Raw genomic sequence first — 24,147 nt, forward strand, 5'->3', positions numbered from 1 at the left:
GTCAAGGAGGAAATGAACTGACGGGGATGTCCCGGTCGCTGTTGAAAAGCGCGAAGCGGCTGCTGCGTGACAAATCTTATGCGGCCTCGGCGGTTTGAACAAGGTGCGCCGCTGACGCGGCCTTTGCGTTTCGCTGCACCAGAGCGGCTCGGAGAGCTTGCAGATGCTTGTGCGCCTTCAATCGCCGGAAGCCTTTGCTTGCTTCCTGCATGGCGGCGGCGGCCCAGCGCAGGGCCATCGATGCCGACCGCCAGTATTTAACGTTTCGGCAGACGCGGCGCACCGTGCTCATGACGTTCTCGACGATGTTCGTGCAGGCGAGCGATCGGCGCAGCTCCCGCGGAAGTTTCAGCCTCGTGACGGTGAGCATGTCGTCGAGGCCTTCCAGAATCGAAGCTGAAACGCCCTTCCAATCGCGTTCGAGACGGCGCGCGAGATTGCGAATGAGCTTTTCGGCTTTGTCGGCGTCGTCCAGTTCCCAGGCTTGCCGCAAGACGCGCTTCACCGAGGCGTGCATGGATTTGGGCAAGCGCTCCAGAATGTTGCGCGCCTTGTGAACCTGGCAACGCTGGATCGCCGCGTCGCGTCCGAAGGTCCGCCGGATCGCCTTGGACAGTGCTTTCGAGCCGTCGATGATGAAGAGCCGCGGCGCGCTGGGATCGAGCCCACGCTCGACGAGATTGTCGATGAGCGCCTGCACGGTCGTCGCGTTTTCCGTCGCGCCCTCGACGAGGCCGAGCGGGTGTTTGTCGCCGTTCGCGTCGACGCCGATCGCCGCGACGAGGATCAGGTCCTCGTCCATGTGAATGCCGTCGATCTGGATCGCCAGCAGATCGAGTGCATCGAGCCTGCTTTCCATCCACGCCTTCATGCGCGAAGCCGACAGCGCGACGAAACGGCGGGACGTCGCCGACTTCGACAGCCCGGCCCCCTCGGGCGATGGAACGTCTCCCTCGGGCAGGCGAACCGAACGTTTGAACCTGCGCGTCGAGACGTTGATCAGCATCTGGTTCATCGCCCATTTGCCGAGCAAATCTTCGTTAATGGCGTTTTCCCAGCTCGGCAGAACCTGTTCCTTGCCATCGAGCCCGCGAACGCGCGGGCGCTCGATCTCGACCTTGCCGCCGTGGAAGCCAATCTTGCCTCTCGTCCTCCCCCAGCGATGCGCCTTGCGCCGTTCGCCCCGCTCGTGACGCTCGCCGCAGACCGCCGCCGCATCCTGCTCCATCATCTCGTTCAGCGCCTCGACCCCGGCGGCAAGGCAGAACCGCTCGAAGCTCGCCGACATGCTCGCCAGCGCTTCGGCTTTCAGCGCATGCGTGGGAATCGCCGTCGATGTGGTATGTTCCTTCATGGCGTTGCTTTCCTTTCGTGGAATCAGCACCCCGAGCCTAACGGCTCAAGGCGAGCAACGCCGCTCCTCCATTTTCAACATTCTTCGGGACATCCCCGAACTGACCGAGGCGCACGCTTAAGAAAAGATTGCAAATTTAATGCAGCCTTGTTAATTTTTCCTAGTTCTGCATTGAAATTTGGCTTTGGCTACGCCGATGCCAATATACATGCGCAATGTCCAGCAACTGACGATGCGCCGGATGCTCCTGCTCATCACCGGCATCGATTGTCTTCAAGTATTCTGTAGCGTCGGCCGTTGATGCAATAATGCTTGGATATTTCAACTTCAGATGTGCATAAGCGGCTGCAGCAGCCTGGATCGCGTTTTTCCCCGGTGACAAGGGAATTAGATTAGCAATTGCAACTGGAAGATATTCGATTGCCTCTTCGCAAGCGATTTGATCGTCGCCGACATCTTCTGAATCGCTCAGTGGCAAATTCTTTTTGTCAGCCATAAACTTCCCCGCATAGAAAGCCAAACTAATGCTTTTACGTGCCTTTTAATTCTCACCCAGCTGCAATTTCCGTGCTGACGATTGACCCTGGTAGTTTTACAGTCGGTGAGATCGTAAAGCCCAACGCAAGATCCCAATGCTCTGGTTAGACAGCTGGACACGGTGCTCACGCTTCAGTTTCGTGGGACTGCGGGAATCCATAGGCACGACGAACTTTCGGCAAAGTGTGCGACTGAGCGATCTCGTGCTGGAGTACGCCTGTCCATCGGCGTTCGGGGACAGCCGAGAGGTTTTGTGCCCCCACTGTGCCCCTGGCCCGCAGAGCTGCCCATCAGCCCGAAACAGATAAATCTGAAAATGTTTTCATTTCATAGAGTTATGGTGGTGCCCAGGGGCGGAATCGAACCACCGACACTGCGATTTTCAGGCTCGTGCTTTTTTCATAATATCAATGGCTTGCGGAGTTTGGTTTTGTCTAATTCGAATCAAAAACTAAGGAAATCGCAGCATTTTGTCTAACCGGATCAGTCTAAAATTAGTGGAACCGAGCCCCCTGCCCGTCTTATAGGGCCTCGCAAACACGCAGCCATGGGCCAAACTCCTACGTTCAGAGCCTGCGAGGTTTGAATCTGATTTGCGTAACGGTTGGAAGAGGGAATTTTTCGAGGTGCCCTAGAGCCAGTACAAGCCCTGAGCGCCGCCGAGGATAAGCGAGTAATTACGGAGGCGATGGCTCATGGGTGTGATAGAAGAAGCGCTATGTTGCATCGCAATCACCCAATTGAGAAGGCGACGATTAGGCGGAAGTAGTTGCGCAGTTGTCACAGTCCTAAAGAATCGTATGCTTTTCTAACGAGCTAGGCAAAAATCGCCCTCTTTCTGCCTCTGATCTGCATGACGCTAGATGCATCGCGTACCAGAATACGGTACAGGAGGGGTCGCCATGTTATTGCGTTCCGTCTTGACTGCCACGCTCATCGCGATATGCATAGTTTGTTTTGGATACATCAAGATCAGAGGGCTCATCCGAAGCTCTTGACGAGCTAACCGACGTGATAGCGGAGCTCAAAGAGCAAGGATTGCTCTGTCGATATCTTTCCCGCCGCTAGCCGCAGTCACCATAGCTGCAAATGTCTCCTGGGAAGACGCCGCTCCCTTAGCGCATGCGGGCGGGAGCCTTGGGGTGTTGATCGGAGCGGACATCCTGAATTTCGATAAAATTCAGGGTCTCGGGACGCCGGTTGCTTCAATCGGCGGCGCGGAAACTTTCGACAGAATATTTGTTACCGGCCTCGCAGCGGTCCTTTTAGCGCGGTTCTTTGGCGCCAGAGCAACACGCGCATTCGGTCATCACGATAGAAGTGGCGGCGCAGAGAAGCAGTGCATCCATATGCGACGACTCAGTACGCACCGGCGACCTGAACGCATCGTCGGCTTAGGTAAAGCGGATTTCATACGTGGCGTTCCGTGCGCCATTGATGCGACGAATAGTCAGATTAGATAGCCGTCAGCAGATCATTAAGCTGGATCCGCGTCAAAAATTCATTCAAGGAGGTTTTCAATGAGGCTGCCAAGTTTGTGGTCGAGAGCGGAATTAGCGGCAGACCCCTTCAAAGCTTTTCGTCGGGAAATGGAAGACTGGTTTAGGGAGGCGGACAAGACCCTGCCGAGTTTGTCGCTTGGAGCTGGGGCGCCGGCGGTGAACGTTGCGGAAACCGACACGGCGATTGAGATCACGGCAGAGCTTCCTGGAGTTGAGGAAAAGGACATCAAGGTCAACCTTGAGGGCAATCAGCTAACCGTGTCCGGCGAGAAGAAGCAGGAAACGAAGAGGGATGAAAAGGATTGGCATATCGAGGAACGCAGCTTTGGCTCGTTCTACCGTTCTATCTCCTTACCCTTTACCCCCAAGGACGGAGCGATTGAGGCCCACCTGGATAAGGGCGTTCTCCATGTCACCGTGACGAAGCCTGCTGAGGTGGTCGAAAGCCCCAAGACAATCGAAATCAAGACGGGCGCGCCTCCGCAGGCATGACGAGCCAGCCGAAGCTGGGGAGCTCCACGCTCCCCGGCAGTTGCAGTCTGAATCCGATTCGACGACAACGATGCATGAGTCAACCTGTGGCCAACAAGAGTATCTATCCGACCATTGCTTTCGTCGCCGTCGGCGCGGCGCTCTCACTGCAAGCAACGGCAGCTCCCTTCGACCCATTGGATGTTCAGCCGGGTAGAGAATTGTTCTCAAAGACCTGTTCGCCTTGCCATGCCATGCCGTCACAAACGAGCAAAGAGCACGCCTCATCTTTCATGGGAGCGCCGTTGTCCGAGATTGCGAGGGGATCCAAGGCGACATACGAAAATCTGAGGGTCTTCCTCTTATCCACTCAAAGCAACATCGCTCATCCCGGCGGTATGCCGAGGCTGGAACTCACGGAAACGGAAATCCGGCAGATCGCCGCGTATCTTTCCAGCCTGCGTAACGGGCAAGAACGAGAACCAAAATAGGGACTGCATAGCAATTTTGACGATTTGACCGGCCCGAGGAGCCGTTTTGCCTCGAACGGTGCCGCTCATCGTGCACCCTTGGATCTGAAGGAAGCCTAGTGGCCCCCCGCAACCATTTTCGACGGAGAGGTCGGGTGGAGAATCATTCCGAGCGTTCTTGATAAGAGGCCCGTTTCCTTCCAGATATAAGACGACATGAAGGAAAAGCTCGAAGACCGGCTTATCGAGGCGCTCAAGAAGGTGGATGTGCACGGCGACATCGCCCCGGAGCATGTCCATGATCCCATGACAATGATCCTGCGTGAAAGAGCATTGCAGCATCATTTAATGCTCTGGGACGACAACAGGGGTCGGTATGTACTAACCGGAACAGGGCGTCGGCGAATTAACTCGCGCAGCGGTAGAGCTGCCGTCGTAATTCGGTTTCCCCAACTCAGAGGAAGCGACGATGAGGTTACATCCGGGTGACGGGCTCGGAAACCGAGACGTTGAGAGTTGATTGCATTGCGTCCGAGTCGAATCATCAAACGCCAGATGCTTTCGCTGAAACATCGGATGGTGGGGCATCGAAATATTCTTGTTGCGGGAACCATTATCAACGAAGCATTATTGAAATGCTTTTCGCAGCAAAAAGGCCCGAAGCGATGGCAGACACTAGCCAACTTGCAATCGCGATATCCCAGCTCATCCAGATCAGCCGAAAACCCGTCCCGATCAAGTTTGCAAATCATACCGTCGAGCAGGCTGCTGCAGTCATTGGGGCTGTCGTCGAAAAATGCCACAAAGATGGTGTCAAGCTAGTGTCCTGTCCCAGAAATTACTAGCCACGTTTTCGCGATTGTGATTCCTTCGGCCCAGGCGGGATTCGGGAGGGCGGCATGGCGAGGGACGGAGCGACCAAAGCGAGCAAGATTGAGCTCAGCGAGAACGAACGGGAATACCTCAAAAGGCTCGTCCGGCGACGCAAGGTGGCGCGTGGGCATGCGCAACGCGCGGAGATCGTGTTGCGGGCCGCTGACGGGCTCAACAACTGCGAGATCGCGGCTGCGGTCGGTGTAACGCGGCAGACCGTGCGCACATGGCGCGAGCGTTTCGCCAAGCACCGTCTCGATGGTCTCGACGATGAGCCGCGCTGTGGCGCGCCACGCAAGATCGGCGACGACCGCGTTGAGGAGATCGTGACCAGGACACTCGAAACGCAGCCCAAGAACGCGACGCACTGGAGCACGCGCGGCATGGCGAAAGCATCGGGCGTGTCGACTTCGTCGGTTCATCGCATTTGGCGTGCATTCTCCCTACAGCCGCATCGCACCGAGACTTTCAAGCTCTCGACCGACCCGCAGTTCGTCGAGAAAGTGCGCGACATCGTTGGCCTCTATCTCGATCCGCCCGACAAGGCGCTGGTGATATGCGTGGATGAAAAGAGCCAAATACAAGCGCTTGATCGAACGCAGCCGCTGCTGCCGATGCGCCCTGGACAAGTCGAGCGGCGCACGCACGACTACGACCGCCACGGCACTACGACGCTCTTTGCCGGCTTCATCGCTGCTGTCACGGCTGAGACGACCGTGAAGGCTGGCAGTGTGATCGGCACATGCATGCCGCGCCATCGCGCGCAGGAGTTCCGCAAGTTTCTCGACGAAGTGGAGAGCAACGTTCCCGCCGGCCTCGACATTCACGTCGTGATGGACAACGCTTCGAGCCATAAGACGCAAGTGATCCGCAACTGGTTCGCCAAGCGGCCCCACTGGCACATGCATTTCACGCCGACATCGTCGTCGTGGATCAATCAGGTCGAACGCTTCTTCGCGCTGCTGGCCGAAAAGCAGATCAAGCGAGGCGCGCACAAGTCCGTCAAAGACCTCATCGCCGCCATCAAGGCTTTCCTCGCCCAACAGAACGCTGATCCGAAGCCGCTGCGCTGGACCAAGTCAGCCGACGACATTCTGGCCTCCATCGAACGCTTCTGCCGTCGCACCCTCGACCTCCAAGCCAAAGCTGGATAGAAACTTCTGAATCAGGACACTAGCACTACTTTGGCAGATTTTTGAGAGGTCAGGCTTTTTTGGGATTCCCGCGACGCGCATTGCGTGATTCATAGGAGGTCGGCTTTCGGGAGGGCCGACCATGGACGAGACTTGGAAGTCAGATCTCGAGCGGTGGCTGACGCCTTTCCTTGGCGCTTTACGACACAAGGCGCGGGCGCGGATGTGCCCAGTGTATGTTGCAGGGCTGATAGGCGCGGGTGATCGCAAGAGCATGCAGCCCATGGCAGCGTGCGACGGCGACGTTGGATACGACCAGCTTCATCACTTCATCGCCAGCGGCGTATGGGACGCCGCGCCGCTGGAGAAGGCGCTGCTCGTCGAAGCCGACAGGATGGTCGGCGGCGTCGACGCGTGGCTGATCGTCGACGATACGGCCCTGCCGAAAAAGGGCGCGTATTCGGTCGGCGTCGCGCCGCAATATGCATCGTCGCTGGGAAAGACCGCCAATTGTCAGTCGCTGGTCTCGCTCACCCTGGCGTCGCGCGAGGTTCCTGTGATGGTGGGTCTGCGGCTCTTCCTGCCCGAAAGCTGGACAAATGATCCCGAGCGCATGACGCGGGCGCGCGTCCCAGAGGACAGGCGGGGCGCGCTGAGCAAGCCGGAGATCGCGATCGAGGAGATCGACCGCGTCATCGCCTCGGGCGTGCGTTTCGGCTGCGTCCTTGCAGATTCAGGTTACGGCTCCAGCGGGCCTTTCCGTCAGTCTCTGAGCGCGCGTGGTCTACTATGGGCAGTGGGGCTGTCGCGACGCCAGAACGTCTACCCGGCAGATGTCGCTCTGGCGTTCCCTGTCGCAAAAGCAGGGAAGCCCCGCAAATATCACATCCCCGATCAACCGCCGGTCTCCGCTGAAGCGGCGTTAGCCGGCGAGAAATGGCAAAAGGTCAGTTGGCGGCGGGGAACCAAAGGCCGGCTGACATGTCTCTTCGCGGCTCGACGTATTCGCGTAGCGGATGGCCACAAGCACCGCATGCGCGACAATCGTATGCAGTGCATGCCGGGCGACGAGGTCTGGCTCGTCGGCGAACGCCGGTCGACGGGCGAGCAAAAATACTATGTGTCGAACTTGCCAGCAGATACAAGCCTGAAGAAGCTCGCCGCCTCGATCAAAGCCAGATGGATCTGTGAGCAGGCGCATCAGCAGCTCAAGGAGGAACTCGGCCTCGATCACTTCGAAGGTCGGTCCTGGACCGGTTTGCATCGACACGCATTGATGACGATGATCGCCTACGCCTTCCTCCAATCCCGCCGCCTTAAAGCCGCGGGGCGGAAAAAAAAGAATCGGGGGACCGCCGCCACAACCGAGCATGCCAGCCATCCGGCAGGCCATTCTCGACATCTTCGCGCGACCTCCCCCAACGCGATGTCCGCATTGTGATCGGCTGCTCGCCAAACACGTCGAGCCTAAACTGCCAAAGTAGTGCTAGTGTCCTGTCCCAGAAATTACTAGCCACGTTTTCGCGATTGTGATTCCTTCGGCCCAGGCGGGATTCGGGAGGGCGGCATGGCGAGGGACGGAGCGACCAAAGCGAGCAAGATTGAGCTCAGCGAGAACGAACGGGAATACCTCAAAAGGCTCGTCCGGCGACGCAAGGTGGCGCGTGGGCATGCGCAACGCGCGGAGATCGTGTTGCGGGCCGCTGACGGGCTCAACAACTGCGAGATCGCGGCTGCGGTCGGTGTAACGCGGCAGACCGTGCGCACATGGCGCGAGCGTTTCGCCAAGCACCGTCTCGATGGTCTCGACGATGAGCCGCGCTGTGGCGCGCCACGCAAGATCGGCGACGACCGCGTTGAGGAGATCGTGACCAGGACACTCGAAACGCAGCCCAAGAACGCGACGCACTGGAGCACGCGCGGCATGGCGAAAGCATCGGGCGTGTCGACTTCGTCGGTTCATCGCATTTGGCGTGCATTCTCCCTACAGCCGCATCGCACCGAGACTTTCAAGCTCTCGACCGACCCGCAGTTCGTCGAGAAAGTGCGCGACATCGTTGGCCTCTATCTCGATCCGCCCGACAAGGCGCTGGTGATATGCGTGGATGAAAAGAGCCAAATACAAGCGCTTGATCGAACGCAGCCGCTGCTGCCGATGCGCCCTGGACAAGTCGAGCGGCGCACGCACGACTACGACCGCCACGGCACTACGACGCTCTTTGCCGGCTTCATCGCTGCTGTCACGGCTGAGACGACCGTGAAGGCTGGCAGTGTGATCGGCACATGCATGCCGCGCCATCGCGCGCAGGAGTTCCGCAAGTTTCTCGACGAAGTGGAGAGCAACGTTCCCGCCGGCCTCGACATTCACGTCGTGATGGACAACGCTTCGAGCCATAAGACGCAAGTGATCCGCAACTGGTTCGCCAAGCGGCCCCACTGGCACATGCATTTCACGCCGACATCGTCGTCGTGGATCAATCAGGTCGAACGCTTCTTCGCGCTGCTGGCCGAAAAGCAGATCAAGCGAGGCGCGCACAAGTCCGTCAAAGACCTCATCGCCGCCATCAAGGCTTTCCTCGCCCAACAGAACGCTGATCCGAAGCCGCTGCGCTGGACCAAGTCAGCCGACGACATTCTGGCCTCCATCGAACGCTTCTGCCGTCGCACCCTCGACCTCCAAGCCAAAGCTGGATAGAAACTTCTGAATCAGGACACTAGTGTCCTGTCCCAGAAATTACTAGCCACGTTTTCGCGATTGTGATTCCTTCGGCCCAGGCGGGATTCGGGAGGGCGGCATGGCGAGGGACGGAGCGACCAAAGCGAGCAAGATTGAGCTCAGCGAGAACGAACGGGAATACCTCAAAAGGCTCGTCCGGCGACGCAAGGTGGCGCGTGGGCATGCGCAACGCGCGGAGATCGTGTTGCGGGCCGCTGACGGGCTCAACAACTGCGAGATCGCGGCTGCGGTCGGTGTAACGCGGCAGACCGTGCGCACATGGCGCGAGCGTTTCGCCAAGCACCGTCTCGATGGTCTCGACGATGAGCCGCGCTGTGGCGCGCCACGCAAGATCGGCGACGACCGCGTTGAGGAGATCGTGACCAGGACACTCGAAACGCAGCCCAAGAACGCGACGCACTGGAGCACGCGCGGCATGGCGAAAGCATCGGGCGTGTCGACTTCGTCGGTTCATCGCATTTGGCGTGCATTCTCCCTACAGCCGCATCGCACCGAGACTTTCAAGCTCTCGACCGACCCGCAGTTCGTCGAGAAAGTGCGCGACATCGTTGGCCTCTATCTCGATCCGCCCGACAAGGCGCTGGTGATATGCGTGGATGAAAAGAGCCAAATACAAGCGCTTGATCGAACGCAGCCGCTGCTGCCGATGCGCCCTGGACAAGTCGAGCGGCGCACGCACGACTACGACCGCCACGGCACTACGACGCTCTTTGCCGGCTTCATCGCTGCTGTCACGGCTGAGACGACCGTGAAGGCTGGCAGTGTGATCGGCACATGCATGCCGCGCCATCGCGCGCAGGAGTTCCGCAAGTTTCTCGACGAAGTGGAGAGCAACGTTCCCGCCGGCCTCGACATTCACGTCGTGATGGACAACGCTTCGAGCCATAAGACGCAAGTGATCCGCAACTGGTTCGCCAAGCGGCCCCACTGGCACATGCATTTCACGCCGACATCGTCGTCGTGGATCAATCAGGTCGAACGCTTCTTCGCGCTGCTGGCCGAAAAGCAGATCAAGCGAGGCGCGCACAAGTCCGTCAAAGACCTCATCGCCGCCATCAAGGCTTTCCTCGCCCAACAGAACGCTGATCCGAAGCCGCTGCGCTGGACCAAGTCAGCCGACGACATTCTGGCCTCCATCGAACGCTTCTGCCGTCGCACCCTCGACCTCCAAGCCAAAGCTGGATAGAAACTTCTGAATCAGGACACTAGTGGATCGAATCTAACACTTGATGCCCGCGTCTGACGGCGGCGATGATTTTGTCAGGATCGGCGGTCCAGGTGAAGGGTTTGGACTGTTCGTTGTGCTCTTCTAGAAAGCGATGGATGGCGGCCTGTAGGTCGACGATCGATCGGAAGACGCCGCGCTTCAACCGACGCTTTGTGAGCTTGGCGAAAAAGCCTTCGACAGCGTTGAGCCAGGAGCACGATGTCGGCGTGAAGTGGAAGGTGAAGCGTTCGTGGCGCTGGAGCCATCGGCGCACCTTAGGGTGCTTGTGAGCGGCGTAATTGTCGAGGATCACATGCACGAGCTTGCCGGCGGGAACCTCCGCCTCGATGGCGTTGAGGAAGCGGATAAATTCCTGATGGCGGTGACGCTGCATGTTGCGGCCAATCACTTTGCCGTCGAGCACGTTGAGCGCGGCGAACAGCGTGGTCGTTCCGTTCCTTTTGTAGTCATGCGTCAGGGTTCCGGCGCGGCCCTTCTTCATCGGCAGACCGGGCTGGGTGCGATCAAGCGCTTGTATCTGGCTCTTCTCGTCGACGCTGAGCACGATGGCGTGCGCCGGCGGATCGACATAGAGCCCGACGACATCGCGCAATTTCGTGACGAAGTCCGGATCGTTGGAGAGCTTGAACAGGCGCAGGCGGTGTGGCTGAAGCCCGTGCGCGCGCCAGATGCGCTGAACCGAGCTGACGGAAACGCCGACGGCCTTCGCCATCATCGCGCCGGTCCAATGCGTCGCTTCGCAAGGCGGCTCTTGCTGCGTCAAGGCGACGATCCGTTCGGCGACGTCCTGCCCGAGCGGTCGAACGCGAGACGGGCGGGTCTTGTCGCGAAGAAGGCCGTCAACGCCTTCCTCCATGAACCGCGCCTGCCAGCGCCAGACGCAGGTCTTCGACGTGCCGGTCTGGCGCATGATCTCGTTCGTGCCGACGCCGTCGGCGGAAAGCAGAACGATCCCGGCTCGCCAGACATGCTTTTGAGCCGCGTTCCGGTCCTTAACGATGGTCTGAAGCCGCTTCCGATCGGCCGACGACAACGTGATGGAGATTCCCGTGCGCATCACCCAGACTCGCACGCGCAATAAGCGATAGGAATCCCTCAAAGGACTCAATCGTCAGATTTTATCCACTAGGCCATGTTTGTCTCGATCCTGAGCTGGCGATGGAACTCGGGTTGAGTCACGGAGCAGAGTTGCCCCATGGCTGTCGGCCCATCGTGCAGACCAAAGAGGGACTTGGACGCGAGGTCCTCTTTCAGCGAAGCTAGTCGTACCAGGCGCATTTCAACCTTAACTAAGCTTCATCGAAAAACTCTTCATACTCCTCAAGAATGCTTTCATTCATATGAGACAGACCCTTTAACGCCAACAGCTGATCTACCGCGTGGTATGACAAGAAGGAGCACTTATCGGCCATCGCTCCCCCCTCCATCACGGAAAAAACAGGTCTCAAAATCTCCCGGCGAACTTGGTCGCGCCGTTCAGCCGGAGCCACGACGTGCAGTCGGATATCAATTCTTGGCTGCAAAGCGAGCAGATCGGCCATGCGAAGTAAGCCGGAGTAGATTGAGGTCGTGTGCTCTACTTCAAACGCTCTTGCAACTGAGCGCCGTTCCAGCCAAATCACGTCAATGTTTTCGATGGTTTTAAGAGTTGTGCTGTCGTAATTGAGCGGCAAGTTCGTTGCGACTTTGCTCTGCACCTTCTGCGAAAGAAGCTCAAAAATCTTGCCCCTGTCCGCAGATGGAACCCAGACCGTGAAGCCCAAAATCGCACCGAGCTGAACTAGTGTCCTGATTCAGAAGTTTCTATCCAGCTTTGGCTTGGAGGTCGAGGGTGCGACGGCAGAAGCGTTCGATGGAGGCCAGAATGTCGTCGGCTGACTTGGTCCAGCGCAGCGGCTTCGGATCAGCGTTCTGTTGGGCGAGGAAAGCCTTGATGGCGGCGATGAGGTCTTTGACGGACTTGTGCGCGCCTCGCTTGATCTGCTTTTCGGCCAGCAGCGCGAAGAAGCGTTCGACCTGATTGATCCACGACGACGATGTCGGCGTGAAATGCATGTGCCAGTGGGGCCGCTTGGCGAACCAGTTGCGGATCACTTGCGTCTTATGGCTCGAAGCGTTGTCCATCACGACGTGAATGTCGAGGCCGGCGGGAACGTTGCTCTCCACTTCGTCGAGAAACTTGCGGAACTCCTGCGCGCGATGGCGCGGCATGCATGTGCCGATCACACTGCCAGCCTTCACGGTCGTCTCAGCCGTGACAGCAGCGATGAAGCCGGCAAAGAGCGTCGTAGTGCCGTGGCGGTCGTAGTCGTGCGTGCGCCGCTCGACTTGTCCAGGGCGCATCGGCAGCAGCGGCTGCGTTCGATCAAGCGCTTGTATTTGGCTCTTTTCATCCACGCATATCACCAGCGCCTTGTCGGGCGGATCGAGATAGAGGCCAACGATGTCGCGCACTTTCTCGACGAACTGCGGGTCGGTCGAGAGCTTGAAAGTCTCGGTGCGATGCGGCTGTAGGGAGAATGCACGCCAAATGCGATGAACCGACGAAGTCGACACGCCCGATGCTTTCGCCATGCCGCGCGTGCTCCAGTGCGTCGCGTTCTTGGGCTGCGTTTCGAGTGTCCTGGTCACGATCTCCTCAACGCGGTCGTCGCCGATCTTGCGTGGCGCGCCACAGCGCGGCTCATCGTCGAGACCATCGAGACGGTGCTTGGCGAAACGCTCGCGCCATGTGCGCACGGTCTGCCGCGTTACACCGACCGCAGCCGCGATCTCGCAGTTGTTGAGCCCGTCAGCGGCCCGCAACACGATCTCCGCGCGTTGCGCATGCCCACGCGCCACCTTGCGTCGCCGGACGAGCCTTTTGAGGTATTCCCGTTCGTTCTCGCTGAGCTCAATCTTGCTCGCTTTGGTCGCTCCGTCCCTCGCCATGCCGCCCTCCCGAATCCCGCCTGGGCCGAAGGAATCACAATCGCGAAAACGTGGCTAGTAATTTCTGGGACAGGACACTAGCTTTGCCTGAACAGTGTGCGAGGTCCGAACTTCAGAAACCAGTTCCCCTGGTTGGGGGGTGGCTTGTTCTCGCTCAGGAACGACCACCTCAATCTCACCCCGTTCTGTGCGGACGACATCGCGATTTCTCACGTGGCGGAGATCGGCGGCGTCCAACGCATAGGAAACCGATTTAGCTCTTTGGTTTTCCAAGGCGGCTTTGATGACATCACCATCAGGGTGAGAGATGCTTACAAGCGATTGACGAAGCTTAGCAGATTGCGCCCAGCCAAAACTTCCTGCTTTAAGCTCACGTGTAAATGATAGATTGTTCCAAAGATCTGGAAGTTCTACTGGTATAGAATGCTCAAAATCAAGGATAATCAGAGGTTTTACCTGAACCCTGATCGTGAAAGGGTCTGGGTCAGCGAAAATCGGACTGGTGTCCTCGAACGCGTTGCTCATAACTTCTAAAACGCCGCACCACCTTGATAGTTTTACCAAGTAACAAAGAAACAGATCGCCCTTCTGCACACGTTCAAAAGCCGTCTTTCGCTGCCGAGGACGGAACCCACTGGTATTTGAGCCGTTCTCCTGAAACCGCTCCCACGTGTGTGGAGTGAATAAATCCAGCCAGTAATTCATCTCTTTCGAAAACCCCTGTGGAGCAGTTGGAGTTGGAGCATTGGGATGAAGTCAGGGTATTCTTGGGCCACGATCAACTCCGAATTTTCCTTCGTTGACTCTTTCAGCGCACATTGGGGACAAATGCTCTGAAATCGAAATCGGGTCGTAACCAAGTCACGAGATCCGATGTTGATTCGTTACCAGCAAGGCCAGCAAGGATCATTTTACGCCAAGGCGCTCTCGAAGAAAGCTGATGACTTTCGCTTCGGCTTTTCGCGTTGGGCCGTCGGGATCGTCGTCTCGCAAATGAAGAGTAAGAACTGAGTGAGTCGGGCGCGGGCCTTCAGGGTTAGCATCTGTGGGGTCGAGTTCGATAGCTTCAAATCGCTCTCCAAATTCACGCCGGAGCATTTCGAATCTTTCGTCGGGAACAAATGGGTCGCCTCGAAACCGCAAACCGATCATGGACAAATTTTCGTCAGCAAGCCTTCGTCGGGCGCAAGCAATCTCTTCAGGTGATGCGTCTATGGCGCGTCGCAGTGAAGGTGAAATCGCCACGGGCAGAGACGGTTCCCCGAGAACCGGCGCAACAACTGCCGGCTCGGTCATCATTGCAAGGGCGAAACCACCCGTAAGACAAAGGCCGATTGCGCCAACGCCTCGCCCGCCGCTCTCGTTCTGAGCGTGACGGGCCAGGGCGCGTAACCACTCGACGATGGGACTCGACCTGTCGCTTGCCCAAACAGTGAACTCGCGTCGGATGCAGAGCACCGTTGCCGTGCTTTTTATCTGATACAGCGTCGAAAAGGGCCGACAAGGCTCTCCAAAGAGAGTTGGCAAGTAAACGGTCAGTCCGGCCGCTGCGATGCGATCCGCAAGCCGCACCACAAGGGGGTGAAGGCCAAAAATTTCATGGATCACAATCACTGCTGGCCCTTTTCCCCGTCGGAATACGGTTCGGGTCCAAGGTTTATGGGTGAAGGCGAAACTGTCATAACCGTCGAGACAGGAAGACATCGCAGCAGCGCTCCTGGTTGTTCGTCAAAGCAGGATATTGATGGAGGCCTTCCAAGGCGCGGATAAAATGAAACTGAAGTAAGGAAGCCTCGGGAGTTGTGATATTATTAGGATGCGGATTAGTCGCAGGTGTAAATGCCGATGTTAATTTCCCCAGAAGCGCCGGAGTAAAATTCCCCAGTTGGCGGGCGTGGCGATCAGCCGAGGTCTTGATCGGCGCCTCCGTTTTTTGGCGGGCGTCCGCGACGACGCAGGGTCGGCGGGATTGGCGCGGGTTGGATGCTGGCTTTCGTCCGAACATGTTCGGGCAAGAGGTCGGCGTGCTCGCGCAGGCGATAGCTCGAGCCTTCGATCTGGAAGACGACGGCGTGATGCAGGAGACGGTCGAGGAGCGCCGTGGCGACGACTGGATCGCCAAAGATCTCGCCCCATTCCGCGAAGCCGCGGTTCGAGGTGAGGATCATGGCGCCCCTTTCATAGCGGGCGTTGACGAGCTGGAAGAACAGATTGCCGCCGCCGGGCGTAACCGGCAGATAGCCGATCTCGTCGACGATCAGCAGCGAGAAGCGGCAGAAGTAACGGATCTTCTCCCGCAGCGCCCCTTCGCGTTCGGCCTTGGCCAATGTTGTGATGATGTCGGCGAGGCAGGCGAAGTAGACGCTGCGGCCGGCTTTAACCGCCTCGACGCCGAGCGCCAGGCTGAGATGGGTTTTGCCTGTGCCGGGCGGTCCGATGAGATGAACCGCTTCGGCGCGATCGATGAACTGCAATTCGGCGAGCGCCATGACGCGGCTCTTGTCGAGCGACGGCTGGAAGGCGAAGTCGAAGCCGGCGAGCGTCTTGACGGCGGACAGGCGCGCCATCTGGAGCGCCATCCGGACGCGGCGGTTCTCGCGTAGCGTCAGTTCTTCGGTGAGCAGAATGTCGAGCGCGTCGAGCGCCGTAGTCTCGCCACGCTCGATGCCGCGCAGGGTGATGTCGAGGATTTCGAGGGCGCGCGGCATTCTCAGGCCGACGAGATTGCGTTTGACGCGGTCGATGACGGCGGAGGGCGTTGCATTCATCGTGAGCCTCCCTGCATCGCCAGCCGGCGCCCCACCGCGTCATAGAAGGCCAGCGGGCGTCTCGCGGCGTGATCGCCGGCGCGCAGCATGAGGGACGGCAATGCGTCGGGCGGCCGGCGACGATACGCTTGCAACGGCATTCTGCGATGCGCCGGATCGAGACGTTTTTCGCCGCGGCCTTCGAGCGGCGCATGGGCGGCGATCAATTCGCCGTCCTCGAAGATGCGGATGGCGTCGGCGAAGACATGGACATCAAGGACGCGTCGCCGGGTCGTGTCCGGGACGCTGTAGAGATTGCCGCCGACGCTGACCATGCCTTCATGCGACGCGCGCCGCTCGAGCCGAAGCACCGCCTGATAGGGCGTCGACGGCACCGGCTTGAGCGACGCCTTCTCTTCGGCGAAAGCCTCATCGACGACGCGCCTGGTCGTGGCGTGGACCCTCGGATTGGCGATCGTATCGAGCCAGATTCGGAGCTGGGCGTTCAGGTCATCAAGATTGCGGAAGGCGCCGCCGAGGAAAAAGTCTTCCCGGATGTAGCGGAAGGGCCGCTCAACCTTGCCCTTCGTTTTGGCGCGGTAGGGTTTGCAGGCGCGCGGCTGAAAGCCGTAATGGCGCGCCAGATCCAGTAGCGCGCGATTGTAGACAACGAGGCCATCCGGGTCTTCCCCGATAACGGCCGTCTTCATGCGATCGTAGAGGATCTCGCGCGGGACGCCGCCGAGCGCCTCGAAGGCGGCCATATGGCAGCGTAGGACGCTTTGCATATCCTGGTGCAGGACGAAGCGCGCCCAGATGAAGCGGGAATGCCCCAGGACCATGGAAAAGAGCCAGACGATCCGCTTGACGCCGAGCTCGTCGAGGAACTCGACATCGAAGCGGGCGAAGTCGACCTGAGCCTGTTCGCCAGGCGGCGTCTCGAAGCGCACCTCGAAGCCTTTCGAGCGCGGCGGCCGAAGTTCGCGCAGGAAGTCGGTGACCGCAGTGTAGCCGCCGGCATATCCGCGATCCTTGATCTCTCGCCATAGCCGGCGGCCGCTCAGCGCCGGATAGGCGACGAGGCGCTCCCGCAGATAGGCCTCGAAAGTTGCGATCGCGCGTTCGCGCGGCGGCCGCGCCTTGTAGCTGGGCGCCGTCAGCCCCGCGGCGATGTGCTTGCGGACGGTCTTCCGGTCGATTCCGAGCTGGCGCGCGATCGCGGACACAGAGACGCCCTGACGATGTAATTCCAGGATCATGACAATTTCCGTATGCCTCCGCGGGGGGCCGCCTGGCGTTGATTGCGGTTTTTGAGATAGCTGCGTGACGGGTGGCGCGACGATCGTGTCCACTACTGTTACAAGCGGACACTATCGCCGATGTCGCGCAACGATGCCGATTCGCCGGCTCTCCGGCGCAGGCGCCGGTCCTGGTCTCTCGATGAGAAGCGCCGGATCGTCGACGAGAGCCTCGAGGATGGAGCTTCGATCGCCGAGGTTGCGCGACGGCACGACCTCAACACGAACCAGCTCTTCACCTGGCGTCGGCAGTTTGGCGTCGAGCTGGCCACGCCGCAGGAACGCGCACCGATCCTGCCCGTAACGATCACGCCGGACGCGACGTCGGAATATTCCGCTCCAGGGTCGACCGGCCAGATGGAGATCGTGCTCGCCGAGGGGGATCGGATCATTGTGTGGGCCGATGTCGAGACAGCCGCGCTGTCGCGGGTCGTGAAGGCGCTGCGCCGATGATCCCGCTGCCGGCGGGCTGCCGGGTCTGGATCGCGACGGGCCACACGGACATGCGCCGCGGCATGCAGGGCTTGGCGCTTCAGGTTCAGGAGCAGCTGAAGCGCGATCCGCATGCTGGCGATCTCTATATCTTCCGAGGACGCCGTGGCGATCTCGCCAAAATCCTCTGGCACGACGGGATCGGCCTGTCGCTCTACGCCAAGCGTCTCGACCGGGGAAAGTTCATCTGGCCTGCGGCGAGCGCGGGCGCGGTGTCGATCTCGGCCGGGCAGATGGCCTATATGCTGGAAGGGATCGACTGGCGAAATCCGCAACTCACCTTCAGGCCGCAAAGCGCGGGGTGAGGCGCAAAAAGCTGGGGTGACTGCATTTTGGGGCGCCACAAATCACGCGTTTTGTGATTCACTTCGCTTCATGGATGCTGCGGCCAAAGCCCTTTTCGACGAAAACGCTGCGCTGAAAGCGGAGCTGGCCGTGGCGCGGGCGAAAGCGTCGGAAGACATGGCGCTGATTGCCGCGCAGAGGCTTCAGATTGCAAAGTTGCAGCGCCAGATTCACGGGCAGAAGTCGGAGCGCTCGGCAAGGCTGCTCGATCAGTTGTCGCTCGAACTCGAAGAACTGGAAGCAAACGCGACGGAAGACGAACTGGCCGCGGAGCACGCTGTCGCTAGAACGACCACCGTCGCGGGGTTCACGCGCAAGCGGCCGGAGCGCAACACATTCCCCGAGCATTTGCCACGCGAGCGCGTGGTGATTGATCCACCGACCGCGTGCGCATGCTGTGGGGGCGCGCGTTTGCGCAAGCTCGGCGAGGATGTGACGCGGACGCTGGAGACGACCCCGCGTCAATGGAAAGTGATCGAGACTGTGCGGGAGAAGTTCTCGTGCCGGGACTGCGAGAAGATCACGCAGACGCCGGCGCCGTTCCATCCGGTGCCGCGGGCGTGGGCGGGGCCGAGCCTGCTGGCGATGATCGTGTTCGAGAAGTTCGGACAGCACCAGCCGCTGAACCGCCAGGCGGAGCGCTATGCGCTGGAGGGCGCGCCGATCGCGCTGTCGACAATGGCCGACGCGGTTGGCGCCGTCTGCGTGGCGCTCGATCCCCTCCGTCGCCTCATCGAGGCCCATGTAATGGCCGCCGAACGGTTGCACGGGGACGACACCACAGTGCCGGTGCTGGCGAAGGGCAAGACCGACACCGGGCGTTGCTGGGTTTATGTTCGCGATGACAGACCGTTCGGCGGCGCCGGGCCGCCGGCCGCGATCTTCTACTACTCGCGCGATCGGAAGGGCGAACATCCGCAAACCCATCTGGCGGGCTATGCCGGCATCCTGCAGGCCGACGCCTATGACGGCTACAACAAGCTTTATCTGGCGGACCGCAAACCGGGTCCGATCCAGGAGGCGGCCTGTTGGGTTCACGCACGCCGACCGTTCTTCGCCATGGCTGATCTCGAGGAGAATGCGCGTCGCAAGGCTTCCGGCAAGAAGGAGATACCGCTCTCGCCGATCGCGATCGAGGTTGTTCGTCGCATCGACGCGCTGTTTGCGATCGAGCGGGCGATCAACGGCAGGAGCCCTCAGGAGCGCGTTGCGGTTCGACATGCCTCGAGCCGCCCTCTTGTCGACGCACTCGAGACCTATATGCGCGAACAGCTTGCCCGGCTCTCGCGCGGGCATGATCTGGCCAAGGCGATCAACTACTTGCTGAAGCGCTGGGCGGCCTTCACGCTGTTCCTCGACGATGGGCGCGTCTGCATGTCCAACAATGCCGCCGAGCGCGGATTGCGCGGCATCGCTTTGGGAAGAAAGTCGTGGTTGTTCTGCGGATCGGATCGCGGCGGACAGCGCGCCGCGGCCATGTACGGCCTCATCGTGACGGCTAAGATGAATGGCGTTGATCCGCAGGCATGGCTCGCCGATGTCCTCGCGCGCATCGCCGCCCATCCCGCGCACCGGCTTGATGAACTGCTTCCGTGGAACTGGCGCCCGCCGGCTCAGCGGGCATCAGCGCTGGCGGCCTGAGCATGCACGTCAACAAGGTCGATCACGTCACGACCGTCGAGCGCGTCGCCGCACGTCTCGGTGAGAGCGTCGACTTCATCCACGACGTCGCTCTCGAAATGGATGCCGAGGACGGCGTCATCTGGGTCTACGGCATCGGAGACGACGGCGTTCTCGCATTCACCGACTTCGGCATCGAAACTCTCGTCGAACTCATCGAAATCCACAAGGACTTGAAATCGAGCGCGGACGCCTGACGCAGCGCGAGATCAGCCCCTGCGGCCCACGCCGGATGCATACGAAACCAACCGCGACGTTTGGCTCTCATCCGTTACGCAATGATTGAACCGCTGATTTTAAAGCCATACAAAAGCGCCCCGTCCGTAGGGGCGAGGCGCGAGGCGTGGTTATCTCTTGCGCGAGGCTTGTCGATTCGCCGCCAGCGAGGCTTAGTGCTTCGTCACCACTTGGAAGCCCTCATCAACTAGATCCTCGGCAAGGGCTCCTGCGCTGCGAAAATCAACCGCGTAGCGCTGACCTTCCCATAGCCACTCATCGAAGTACGCGTTCTCGCGTACGAACCTTTGCGCAGCTTCGCTAAGGGGCTCGAACAACCATACGCTTGCTTGATCGGTGACGATGAAATCCTGCGTCATGGCTTTCCCCTTTCTTTTTCTCCTTCAGGTTTGCCTTAGTCTTTGCAGGTCGCGCCTTCGCGACGCGGTCAATATAGGACGGCGTTCAAGTCTGGCAATCCCGCGATCTGCCGCAGCGCCACTATTCGCAGCTCAAGGCGAGCAACGCCGCTCCTCCATTTTCAATGTTTTTCGGGACATCCCCTTTGATCCTGAACGGCACCGCCCTAGAACTCTGCGCTCCGTATCGCTACGGCGATTACGTTTCCTAAAGTCAACCAGTCACCCTACCGTCGCTGTTCAAAAGCCTGCACGGAGAGCTCGGCTATCTTCTTCATCAGCGGTATGTGACCTAGCGGCAGGTCCGAGGCAATGTCACGCCCAACAAGAGCCAATTGCCTCCAAGACGCAAGACAACTTTTTTTGTCCCCGTGCATCACAAGGGCGGAAATCGCACACTGACGCGCCCAAAAAGCCCGTCGTTCGGGTAGATGAGCCTTCATAAGTTTTTCGACGCGCTGTTTGAAGCCTTTCACGGGGTAGAGCAGGTCTTCCACCGCCTCGCCAGCTTCGAACCACTGATAAGCAAATTCGCTGTCGAGAATATCTGCATGAGCTTTTGCCACGGCTGTCGGGTTTGATTGCTCGGGCGGGAGATCTGCCAGGAGACCGTTTATGATTTCCGCGGCCTGAGCATGATCGGGGTGCAGCGGGCCAATGCAGAGACTCTCCACCACCTCGACCAACTTGAACGGCGGCGGATTTCCGTGAGTGAGGTTGTCAGCAATTGCAAGGGCCAGCAACCGACTTATCCCGCCTAATTCTGTTTCCATTACCGGAAGAGACGTTTTCAATTCACGAACCATTGCGTCCATTTCTGACTTTGATAGTTCCGAGATAACCATCGCGTCCGCAACGCCAGAAGGTTTCATCATCACGGTGGCAATTTGGTAGCGAATGCCGAACCTTTGCGTGACAAACACGCTTCTCGTTCCCGAGCCATCGCAGACCGAGGCATAACATTTGATGATCTTTGGCGCCTCCGCTTTTTCCGGAGGGAGGGCGTTCAACCGCATAGCCTTTATGGCTGTGTCGAGCTGTGCTTGTCGGTGCTGCAACAGCCAAGGCCGCATACGGACAAGGCGTTCAATCAGGGAACTCTGAACCGGACTTTTGCTCGCGGAAGCAGCCAAGGCCTCAGCGACTGACTGCGCCAAGGCAGCGTCAGGATGCAAGAGAAACCCCGCGACGGCCTGATTAATGACGGCATTATTTGCGGCGATGACTTCTGACAGCATCATCGCAGCGGCCTCTGGCGGAAAACAAGCTAAAAAGGAATTCAGATATTCGTAGACGTCAAATGGATTTTGACCTGCCTGATCGGCCACTTCCAGCAAAGACGAAACGAGGTTGGCTTCAGTGCCGCCTTCCATTTCGGGCGGGGCAGCTTGTAGTGCCTCAGCCATGGCCTGCTTCAGGCTGTCGGGAATATCCCATCCGGCGTCAGAAAGAATTTTCCCTGTCATCATCAAATCGGGCGCTTGCAGCAAATGGCCCTCAATCGCATCGTCTAACAGACCGTAAACGGCCTGGATTTTTTCGCGGCCGTCCGGGTCTCCTCCGTTGGAATCAATTTTAAGCTCGGACAAGCTATCAAGGAGGTCAGCCAATAAATCGCTTTCCTCATCGCCGTCGAGGCTGCGCTGTCTGCAAGCTTCCAAATATTCATAAAATAGATCGACTGGATCCTCTGCGCCGAACGCCCCTTGACCGGAAGCGAGCATCTTTAACAGATCGACATCATGTTCCTTGAAAAGATCCAAAGCTGGATCGATTTGGCCCCTCCCTTTTTTAGTCCGGGCTTTTCTTTTCGCGGGGCTTGCAACCGTTTTGGACTTTTTCATTGGCTTGGCCCTCGGAGTCCTGCCTAAATATTTTCATCTTACCCCGAATACACGCACCTCGCCGAACGCGCCAAATGATACCCACAACCAAATCACCGGATCGAAAATCCGGTTGCGGCTCGTTAGCTAAAAGATATGCAGCTCTCCTCTTGTTGAAGAAGCCGCGGCCCAGCATTCAGTGTGTGTGGGCCGCGCATCATTCTATAATCAGCTGTCGAAAAACTTTGCATCGATCACACAGCAATACTTGCGCTTGGTTCCGATGTTGACCTTGACGGCGTAGCGACGGTTATTCTTTCCGCTCTTGTCGCGACCGGTCTTTGTTCTGATGACCGTTCGGTGCTGGCGCAAGGCAAGTCACCGCATCGCGGGATTTTAATCGATTTTCTGGGGGACCTTTACAAATCAGCTCGGGTGAGCTTGCCTGTTTATAGTGTCTCAGGAGAACAGGGCTTCGTCTGGGTGGCAAGTTATGACCGAGAGGGAGAAGGCACCCTTCGATTTTTCGCCATGGACCCTCCTTACTCAACAGGCCTTCCCCTTCAGGAAATTCAATCGCAAGGGACCAATACCGGCCGCAAGGTGGCTTAGAGTCAATCGCGATGATAAAAGAGGGAGGCGTCTTTGTCGTCCCTGTCCGTTTCAACGACATGATTACCCTTAAAGCTATCGTTGATAGCGGCGCCAGTGAAGTGAGCGTTCCTGCGGACGTTGTCTCTACGTTAATACGAACCGGGACAATCACCAGCGACGATTTCTTGGGACAACAGACCTATGCCCTCGCTGATGGGTCTAAGGTTCCTTCTGCTCGGTTCAGAATCCGCGCCCTGAAAGTGGGCGGCAAAACGGTAGAAAATGTCACTGCCGCAATTGCGTCCGGTGAAGCGGAGATTCTGTTGGGGCAGAGCTTTCTGAGCCACTTTAAATCTTGGTCCGTAGATAACACAAGGCACATATTGAAGCTTGAATGAGCAATATGTTTTCCGCTCGGCACGACACCGCCGAGAATCATAAATAGCCGGAACGTCTTCGAAGGCGGCAACGGACTGATTATGACGCCCAAGCGGGCCGTTCCTAATAGAGATATCCAACGACGCGAGCTGGCGCTGCCGAAGCGTTTCTGATTCGGAGCGGAAACACCGCGATATCGAAGCCATGGCTCGGGAGCTGATCAAGCCCCCGCAGCTGCTCCAACTGCCAATACGGCTTTCGCCGACCAACGAGATGTCCCTGCCAGAAGACTGTGGCGTCGTTCGTCGCTTTCGATTTCCTGATCTGGTGGTGAAACGGCAAATCCCATCCCCACTGATCGATCCCCATAACGGAAACGCCCCGATCAATCAGCCATTCGGTCGCGAGCGCGCTCATCCCCATGCCTGTCTTCCAATATTCTCTGGAACCCTGAAAGCGGTCACGGCCTGTCTGAATCAGTGCGATTGCACCCTTCTCGAGCATCGCGCCGCTCGACTTCAGGCTCGACTCCATGTCGTCGACGGTGATCTCCTCCCCGTTCGCCTTGTGGCGCATGTCGAATTTGACCCCTGGCCCAAAGCAGAGCTCCAATGGCATTTCATGGATCGCAGCCGGCTTGCCACCATCCAATAGTTTCGGACCGAAATGCCATGGCGCATCGACATGCGTTGTGGAATGAACGCCCATATGTGTAATCGTGTCGTCGGCCCACCCCGCGAACTCCTTCGGGAAAAGCCTGAACGGCAACCCTAGAGCGCGTACGAGCCATCGCGCCTTCCAATGGCGGTGATGTTTAATCTTAACACGCATGAAAAGGGGTCTTTATGATTGTAAGCGATTTCCTTCGAGAGATCGACAATGCGAGTTGGTCTCACGCGATTCACGGCGTTTCTCCGGC

Annotated in this window: 24 protein-coding genes; 12 read left to right on the forward strand and 12 right to left on the reverse strand. The window is 58.7% G+C overall.

Annotated elements, in window-relative coordinates:
• Window positions 1-76: 76 nt before the first annotated feature.
• Window positions 77-1,354: an IS256 family transposase gene (locus AC0X69_RS09975; protein WP_482609394.1), complete on the reverse strand. Its 1,278-nt coding sequence runs from the start codon at window positions 1,352-1,354 to the stop codon at window positions 77-79.
• A 160-nt stretch (window positions 1,355-1,514) separates the two neighbouring features.
• A complete protein-coding gene (locus AC0X69_RS09980) occupies window positions 1,515-1,850 on the reverse strand; it encodes a hypothetical protein (RefSeq protein WP_482613271.1) in 336 nt (111 codons plus the stop codon).
• 1,120 nt (window positions 1,851-2,970) lie between these two features.
• Between AC0X69_RS09980 and AC0X69_RS09985 the strand changes: the two genes are divergently transcribed.
• The 7 genes from AC0X69_RS09985 (at window position 2,971) to AC0X69_RS10015 (ending at window position 10,263) form a co-directional block, all read left to right on the forward strand.
• The gene (locus AC0X69_RS09985; protein WP_482613353.1) at window positions 2,971-3,354 is read left to right on the forward strand and encodes a DUF1614 domain-containing protein; all 384 of its coding nucleotides are present in this window, start codon (window positions 2,971-2,973) and stop codon (window positions 3,352-3,354) included.
• Window positions 3,355-3,411: 57 nt separating this feature from the next.
• Window positions 3,412-3,885: an Hsp20/alpha crystallin family protein gene (locus AC0X69_RS09990; protein ID WP_482613272.1), complete on the forward strand. Its 474-nt coding sequence runs from the start codon at window positions 3,412-3,414 to the stop codon at window positions 3,883-3,885.
• Window positions 3,886-3,971: 86 nt separating this feature from the next.
• Entirely contained in the window at window positions 3,972-4,355 is a 384-nt protein-coding gene (locus AC0X69_RS09995; RefSeq protein ID WP_482613273.1) for a c-type cytochrome, read from the forward strand.
• An 878-nt stretch (window positions 4,356-5,233) separates the two neighbouring features.
• Entirely contained in the window at window positions 5,234-6,361 is a 1,128-nt protein-coding gene (locus tag AC0X69_RS10000; RefSeq protein WP_482607591.1) for an IS630 family transposase, read from the forward strand.
• A 121-nt stretch (window positions 6,362-6,482) separates the two neighbouring features.
• A complete protein-coding gene (locus tag AC0X69_RS10005) occupies window positions 6,483-7,781 on the forward strand; it encodes an IS701 family transposase (RefSeq protein WP_482613274.1) in 1,299 nt (432 codons plus the stop codon).
• Window positions 7,782-7,907: 126 nt separating this feature from the next.
• Window positions 7,908-9,035 carry an IS630 family transposase gene (locus AC0X69_RS10010; RefSeq protein ID WP_482607591.1) on the forward strand — a complete coding sequence of 376 codons (1,128 nt, stop codon included), beginning with the start codon at window positions 7,908-7,910 and terminating at the stop codon, window positions 9,033-9,035.
• A 100-nt stretch (window positions 9,036-9,135) separates the two neighbouring features.
• Window positions 9,136-10,263 carry an IS630 family transposase gene (locus AC0X69_RS10015; RefSeq protein ID WP_482607591.1) on the forward strand — a complete coding sequence of 376 codons (1,128 nt, stop codon included), beginning with the start codon at window positions 9,136-9,138 and terminating at the stop codon, window positions 10,261-10,263.
• Between the two features lie 19 nt (window positions 10,264-10,282).
• Here the strand turns inward: AC0X69_RS10015 and AC0X69_RS10020 are convergent, their stop codons facing one another.
• From AC0X69_RS10020 to istA, 7 genes are all read right to left on the reverse strand, one after another.
• The gene (locus tag AC0X69_RS10020) at window positions 10,283-11,362 is read right to left on the reverse strand and encodes an IS630 family transposase (RefSeq protein WP_482613275.1); all 1,080 of its coding nucleotides are present in this window, start codon (window positions 11,360-11,362) and stop codon (window positions 10,283-10,285) included.
• 232 nt (window positions 11,363-11,594) lie between these two features.
• Complete coding sequence (locus AC0X69_RS10025; protein WP_482613276.1) at window positions 11,595-12,068, reverse strand: type II restriction enzyme NmeDI-related protein; 474 nt, start codon at window positions 12,066-12,068, stop codon at window positions 11,595-11,597.
• Between the two features lie 40 nt (window positions 12,069-12,108).
• A complete protein-coding gene (locus tag AC0X69_RS10030) occupies window positions 12,109-13,236 on the reverse strand; it encodes an IS630 family transposase (RefSeq protein WP_482607591.1) in 1,128 nt (375 codons plus the stop codon).
• Between the two features lie 54 nt (window positions 13,237-13,290).
• The gene (locus AC0X69_RS10035) at window positions 13,291-13,941 is read right to left on the reverse strand and encodes an EVE domain-containing protein (RefSeq protein ID WP_482613277.1); all 651 of its coding nucleotides are present in this window, start codon (window positions 13,939-13,941) and stop codon (window positions 13,291-13,293) included.
• A 201-nt stretch (window positions 13,942-14,142) separates the two neighbouring features.
• Window positions 14,143-14,940 (reverse strand): dienelactone hydrolase family protein, encoded by a 798-nt coding sequence (locus AC0X69_RS10040; protein ID WP_482613278.1) that lies wholly within the window; start codon window positions 14,938-14,940, stop codon window positions 14,143-14,145.
• Between the two features lie 197 nt (window positions 14,941-15,137).
• Window positions 15,138-16,004 carry an IS21-like element helper ATPase IstB gene (gene istB, locus AC0X69_RS10045; RefSeq protein WP_482607322.1) on the reverse strand — a complete coding sequence of 289 codons (867 nt, stop codon included), beginning with the start codon at window positions 16,002-16,004 and terminating at the stop codon, window positions 15,138-15,140.
• Window positions 16,001-17,242 carry an IS21 family transposase gene (istA, locus tag AC0X69_RS10050; protein WP_482607324.1) on the reverse strand — a complete coding sequence of 414 codons (1,242 nt, stop codon included), beginning with the start codon at window positions 17,240-17,242 and terminating at the stop codon, window positions 16,001-16,003. The genes istB and istA overlap by 4 nt, the downstream gene beginning before the upstream one ends.
• 120 nt (window positions 17,243-17,362) lie before the next feature.
• On the opposite strand from istA, the gene tnpA reads away from it, so the two are divergent.
• From tnpA to AC0X69_RS10070, 4 genes are all read left to right on the forward strand, one after another.
• Complete coding sequence (gene tnpA / locus AC0X69_RS10055) at window positions 17,363-17,734, forward strand: IS66-like element accessory protein TnpA (RefSeq protein WP_256035853.1); 372 nt, start codon at window positions 17,363-17,365, stop codon at window positions 17,732-17,734.
• Entirely contained in the window at window positions 17,731-18,078 is a 348-nt protein-coding gene (gene tnpB / locus AC0X69_RS10060) for an IS66 family insertion sequence element accessory protein TnpB (protein ID WP_482607326.1), read from the forward strand. Before tnpA ends, tnpB begins: the two co-directional genes overlap by 4 nt.
• 70 nt (window positions 18,079-18,148) lie before the next feature.
• Entirely contained in the window at window positions 18,149-19,759 is a 1,611-nt protein-coding gene (tnpC, locus tag AC0X69_RS10065; RefSeq protein ID WP_482607327.1) for an IS66 family transposase, read from the forward strand.
• A gap of 2 nt (window positions 19,760-19,761) precedes the next feature.
• Window positions 19,762-19,995, forward strand: a complete 234-nt coding sequence (locus AC0X69_RS10070) for a hypothetical protein (protein WP_256032252.1) — start codon at window positions 19,762-19,764, stop codon at window positions 19,993-19,995.
• A gap of 192 nt (window positions 19,996-20,187) precedes the next feature.
• On the opposite strand, the gene AC0X69_RS10075 is transcribed toward AC0X69_RS10070, so the two are convergent.
• Window positions 20,188-20,394, reverse strand: a complete 207-nt coding sequence (locus AC0X69_RS10075) for a hypothetical protein (RefSeq protein ID WP_482607328.1) — start codon at window positions 20,392-20,394, stop codon at window positions 20,188-20,190.
• Between the two features lie 266 nt (window positions 20,395-20,660).
• A complete protein-coding gene (locus AC0X69_RS10080) occupies window positions 20,661-22,277 on the reverse strand; it encodes a Y4lR C-terminal helical domain-containing protein (RefSeq protein ID WP_482607330.1) in 1,617 nt (538 codons plus the stop codon).
• 602 nt (window positions 22,278-22,879) lie between these two features.
• Between AC0X69_RS10080 and AC0X69_RS10085 the strand changes: the two genes are divergently transcribed.
• Window positions 22,880-23,248 (forward strand): retropepsin-like aspartic protease family protein, encoded by a 369-nt coding sequence (locus AC0X69_RS10085; RefSeq protein WP_482607332.1) that lies wholly within the window; start codon window positions 22,880-22,882, stop codon window positions 23,246-23,248.
• 103 nt (window positions 23,249-23,351) lie between these two features.
• Here the strand turns inward: AC0X69_RS10085 and AC0X69_RS10090 are convergent, their stop codons facing one another.
• Window positions 23,352-24,059, reverse strand: coding sequence for a cyclase family protein (locus tag AC0X69_RS10090; RefSeq protein WP_482607333.1), 708 nt, complete (start codon window positions 24,057-24,059; stop codon window positions 23,352-23,354).
• Between the last annotated feature and the right edge of the window lie 88 nt (window positions 24,060-24,147).

Source organism: Methylocystis sp. Uni0008 (assembly GCF_056838045.1).

What these genes read in the sequence shown, in the direction of transcription:
- AC0X69_RS09975 (WP_482609394.1), bottom strand. Translation starts at nt 1,354, where the DNA reads ATGAAGGAACATACCACATCGACGGCGATTCCCACGCATGCGCTGAAA.
- AC0X69_RS09980 (WP_482613271.1), bottom strand. Translation starts at nt 1,850, where the DNA reads ATGGCTGACAAAAAGAATTTGCCACTGAGCGATTCAGAAGATGTCGGC.
- AC0X69_RS09990 (WP_482613272.1), top strand. Translation starts at nt 3,412, where the DNA reads ATGAGGCTGCCAAGTTTGTGGTCGAGAGCGGAATTAGCGGCAGACCCC.
- AC0X69_RS10000 (WP_482607591.1), top strand. Translation starts at nt 5,234, where the DNA reads ATGGCGAGGGACGGAGCGACCAAAGCGAGCAAGATTGAGCTCAGCGAG.
- AC0X69_RS10005 (WP_482613274.1), top strand. Translation starts at nt 6,483, where the DNA reads ATGGACGAGACTTGGAAGTCAGATCTCGAGCGGTGGCTGACGCCTTTC.
- AC0X69_RS10010 (WP_482607591.1), top strand. Translation starts at nt 7,908, where the DNA reads ATGGCGAGGGACGGAGCGACCAAAGCGAGCAAGATTGAGCTCAGCGAG.
- AC0X69_RS10015 (WP_482607591.1), top strand. Translation starts at nt 9,136, where the DNA reads ATGGCGAGGGACGGAGCGACCAAAGCGAGCAAGATTGAGCTCAGCGAG.
- AC0X69_RS10020 (WP_482613275.1), bottom strand. Translation starts at nt 11,362, where the DNA reads ATGCGCACGGGAATCTCCATCACGTTGTCGTCGGCCGATCGGAAGCGG.
- AC0X69_RS10030 (WP_482607591.1), bottom strand. Translation starts at nt 13,236, where the DNA reads ATGGCGAGGGACGGAGCGACCAAAGCGAGCAAGATTGAGCTCAGCGAG.
- AC0X69_RS10035 (WP_482613277.1), bottom strand. Translation starts at nt 13,941, where the DNA reads ATGAATTACTGGCTGGATTTATTCACTCCACACACGTGGGAGCGGTTT.
- AC0X69_RS10040 (WP_482613278.1), bottom strand. Translation starts at nt 14,940, where the DNA reads ATGTCTTCCTGTCTCGACGGTTATGACAGTTTCGCCTTCACCCATAAA.
- istB (WP_482607322.1), bottom strand. Translation starts at nt 16,004, where the DNA reads ATGAATGCAACGCCCTCCGCCGTCATCGACCGCGTCAAACGCAATCTC.
- istA (WP_482607324.1), bottom strand. Translation starts at nt 17,242, where the DNA reads ATGATCCTGGAATTACATCGTCAGGGCGTCTCTGTGTCCGCGATCGCG.
- tnpA (WP_256035853.1), top strand. Translation starts at nt 17,363, where the DNA reads ATGTCGCGCAACGATGCCGATTCGCCGGCTCTCCGGCGCAGGCGCCGG.
- tnpB (WP_482607326.1), top strand. Translation starts at nt 17,731, where the DNA reads ATGATCCCGCTGCCGGCGGGCTGCCGGGTCTGGATCGCGACGGGCCAC.
- tnpC (WP_482607327.1), top strand. Translation starts at nt 18,149, where the DNA reads ATGGATGCTGCGGCCAAAGCCCTTTTCGACGAAAACGCTGCGCTGAAA.
- AC0X69_RS10070 (WP_256032252.1), top strand. Translation starts at nt 19,762, where the DNA reads ATGCACGTCAACAAGGTCGATCACGTCACGACCGTCGAGCGCGTCGCC.
- AC0X69_RS10075 (WP_482607328.1), bottom strand. Translation starts at nt 20,394, where the DNA reads ATGACGCAGGATTTCATCGTCACCGATCAAGCAAGCGTATGGTTGTTC.
- AC0X69_RS10080 (WP_482607330.1), bottom strand. Translation starts at nt 22,277, where the DNA reads ATGAAAAAGTCCAAAACGGTTGCAAGCCCCGCGAAAAGAAAAGCCCGG.
- AC0X69_RS10085 (WP_482607332.1), top strand. Translation starts at nt 22,880, where the DNA reads ATGATAAAAGAGGGAGGCGTCTTTGTCGTCCCTGTCCGTTTCAACGAC.
- AC0X69_RS10090 (WP_482607333.1), bottom strand. Translation starts at nt 24,059, where the DNA reads ATGCGTGTTAAGATTAAACATCACCGCCATTGGAAGGCGCGATGGCTC.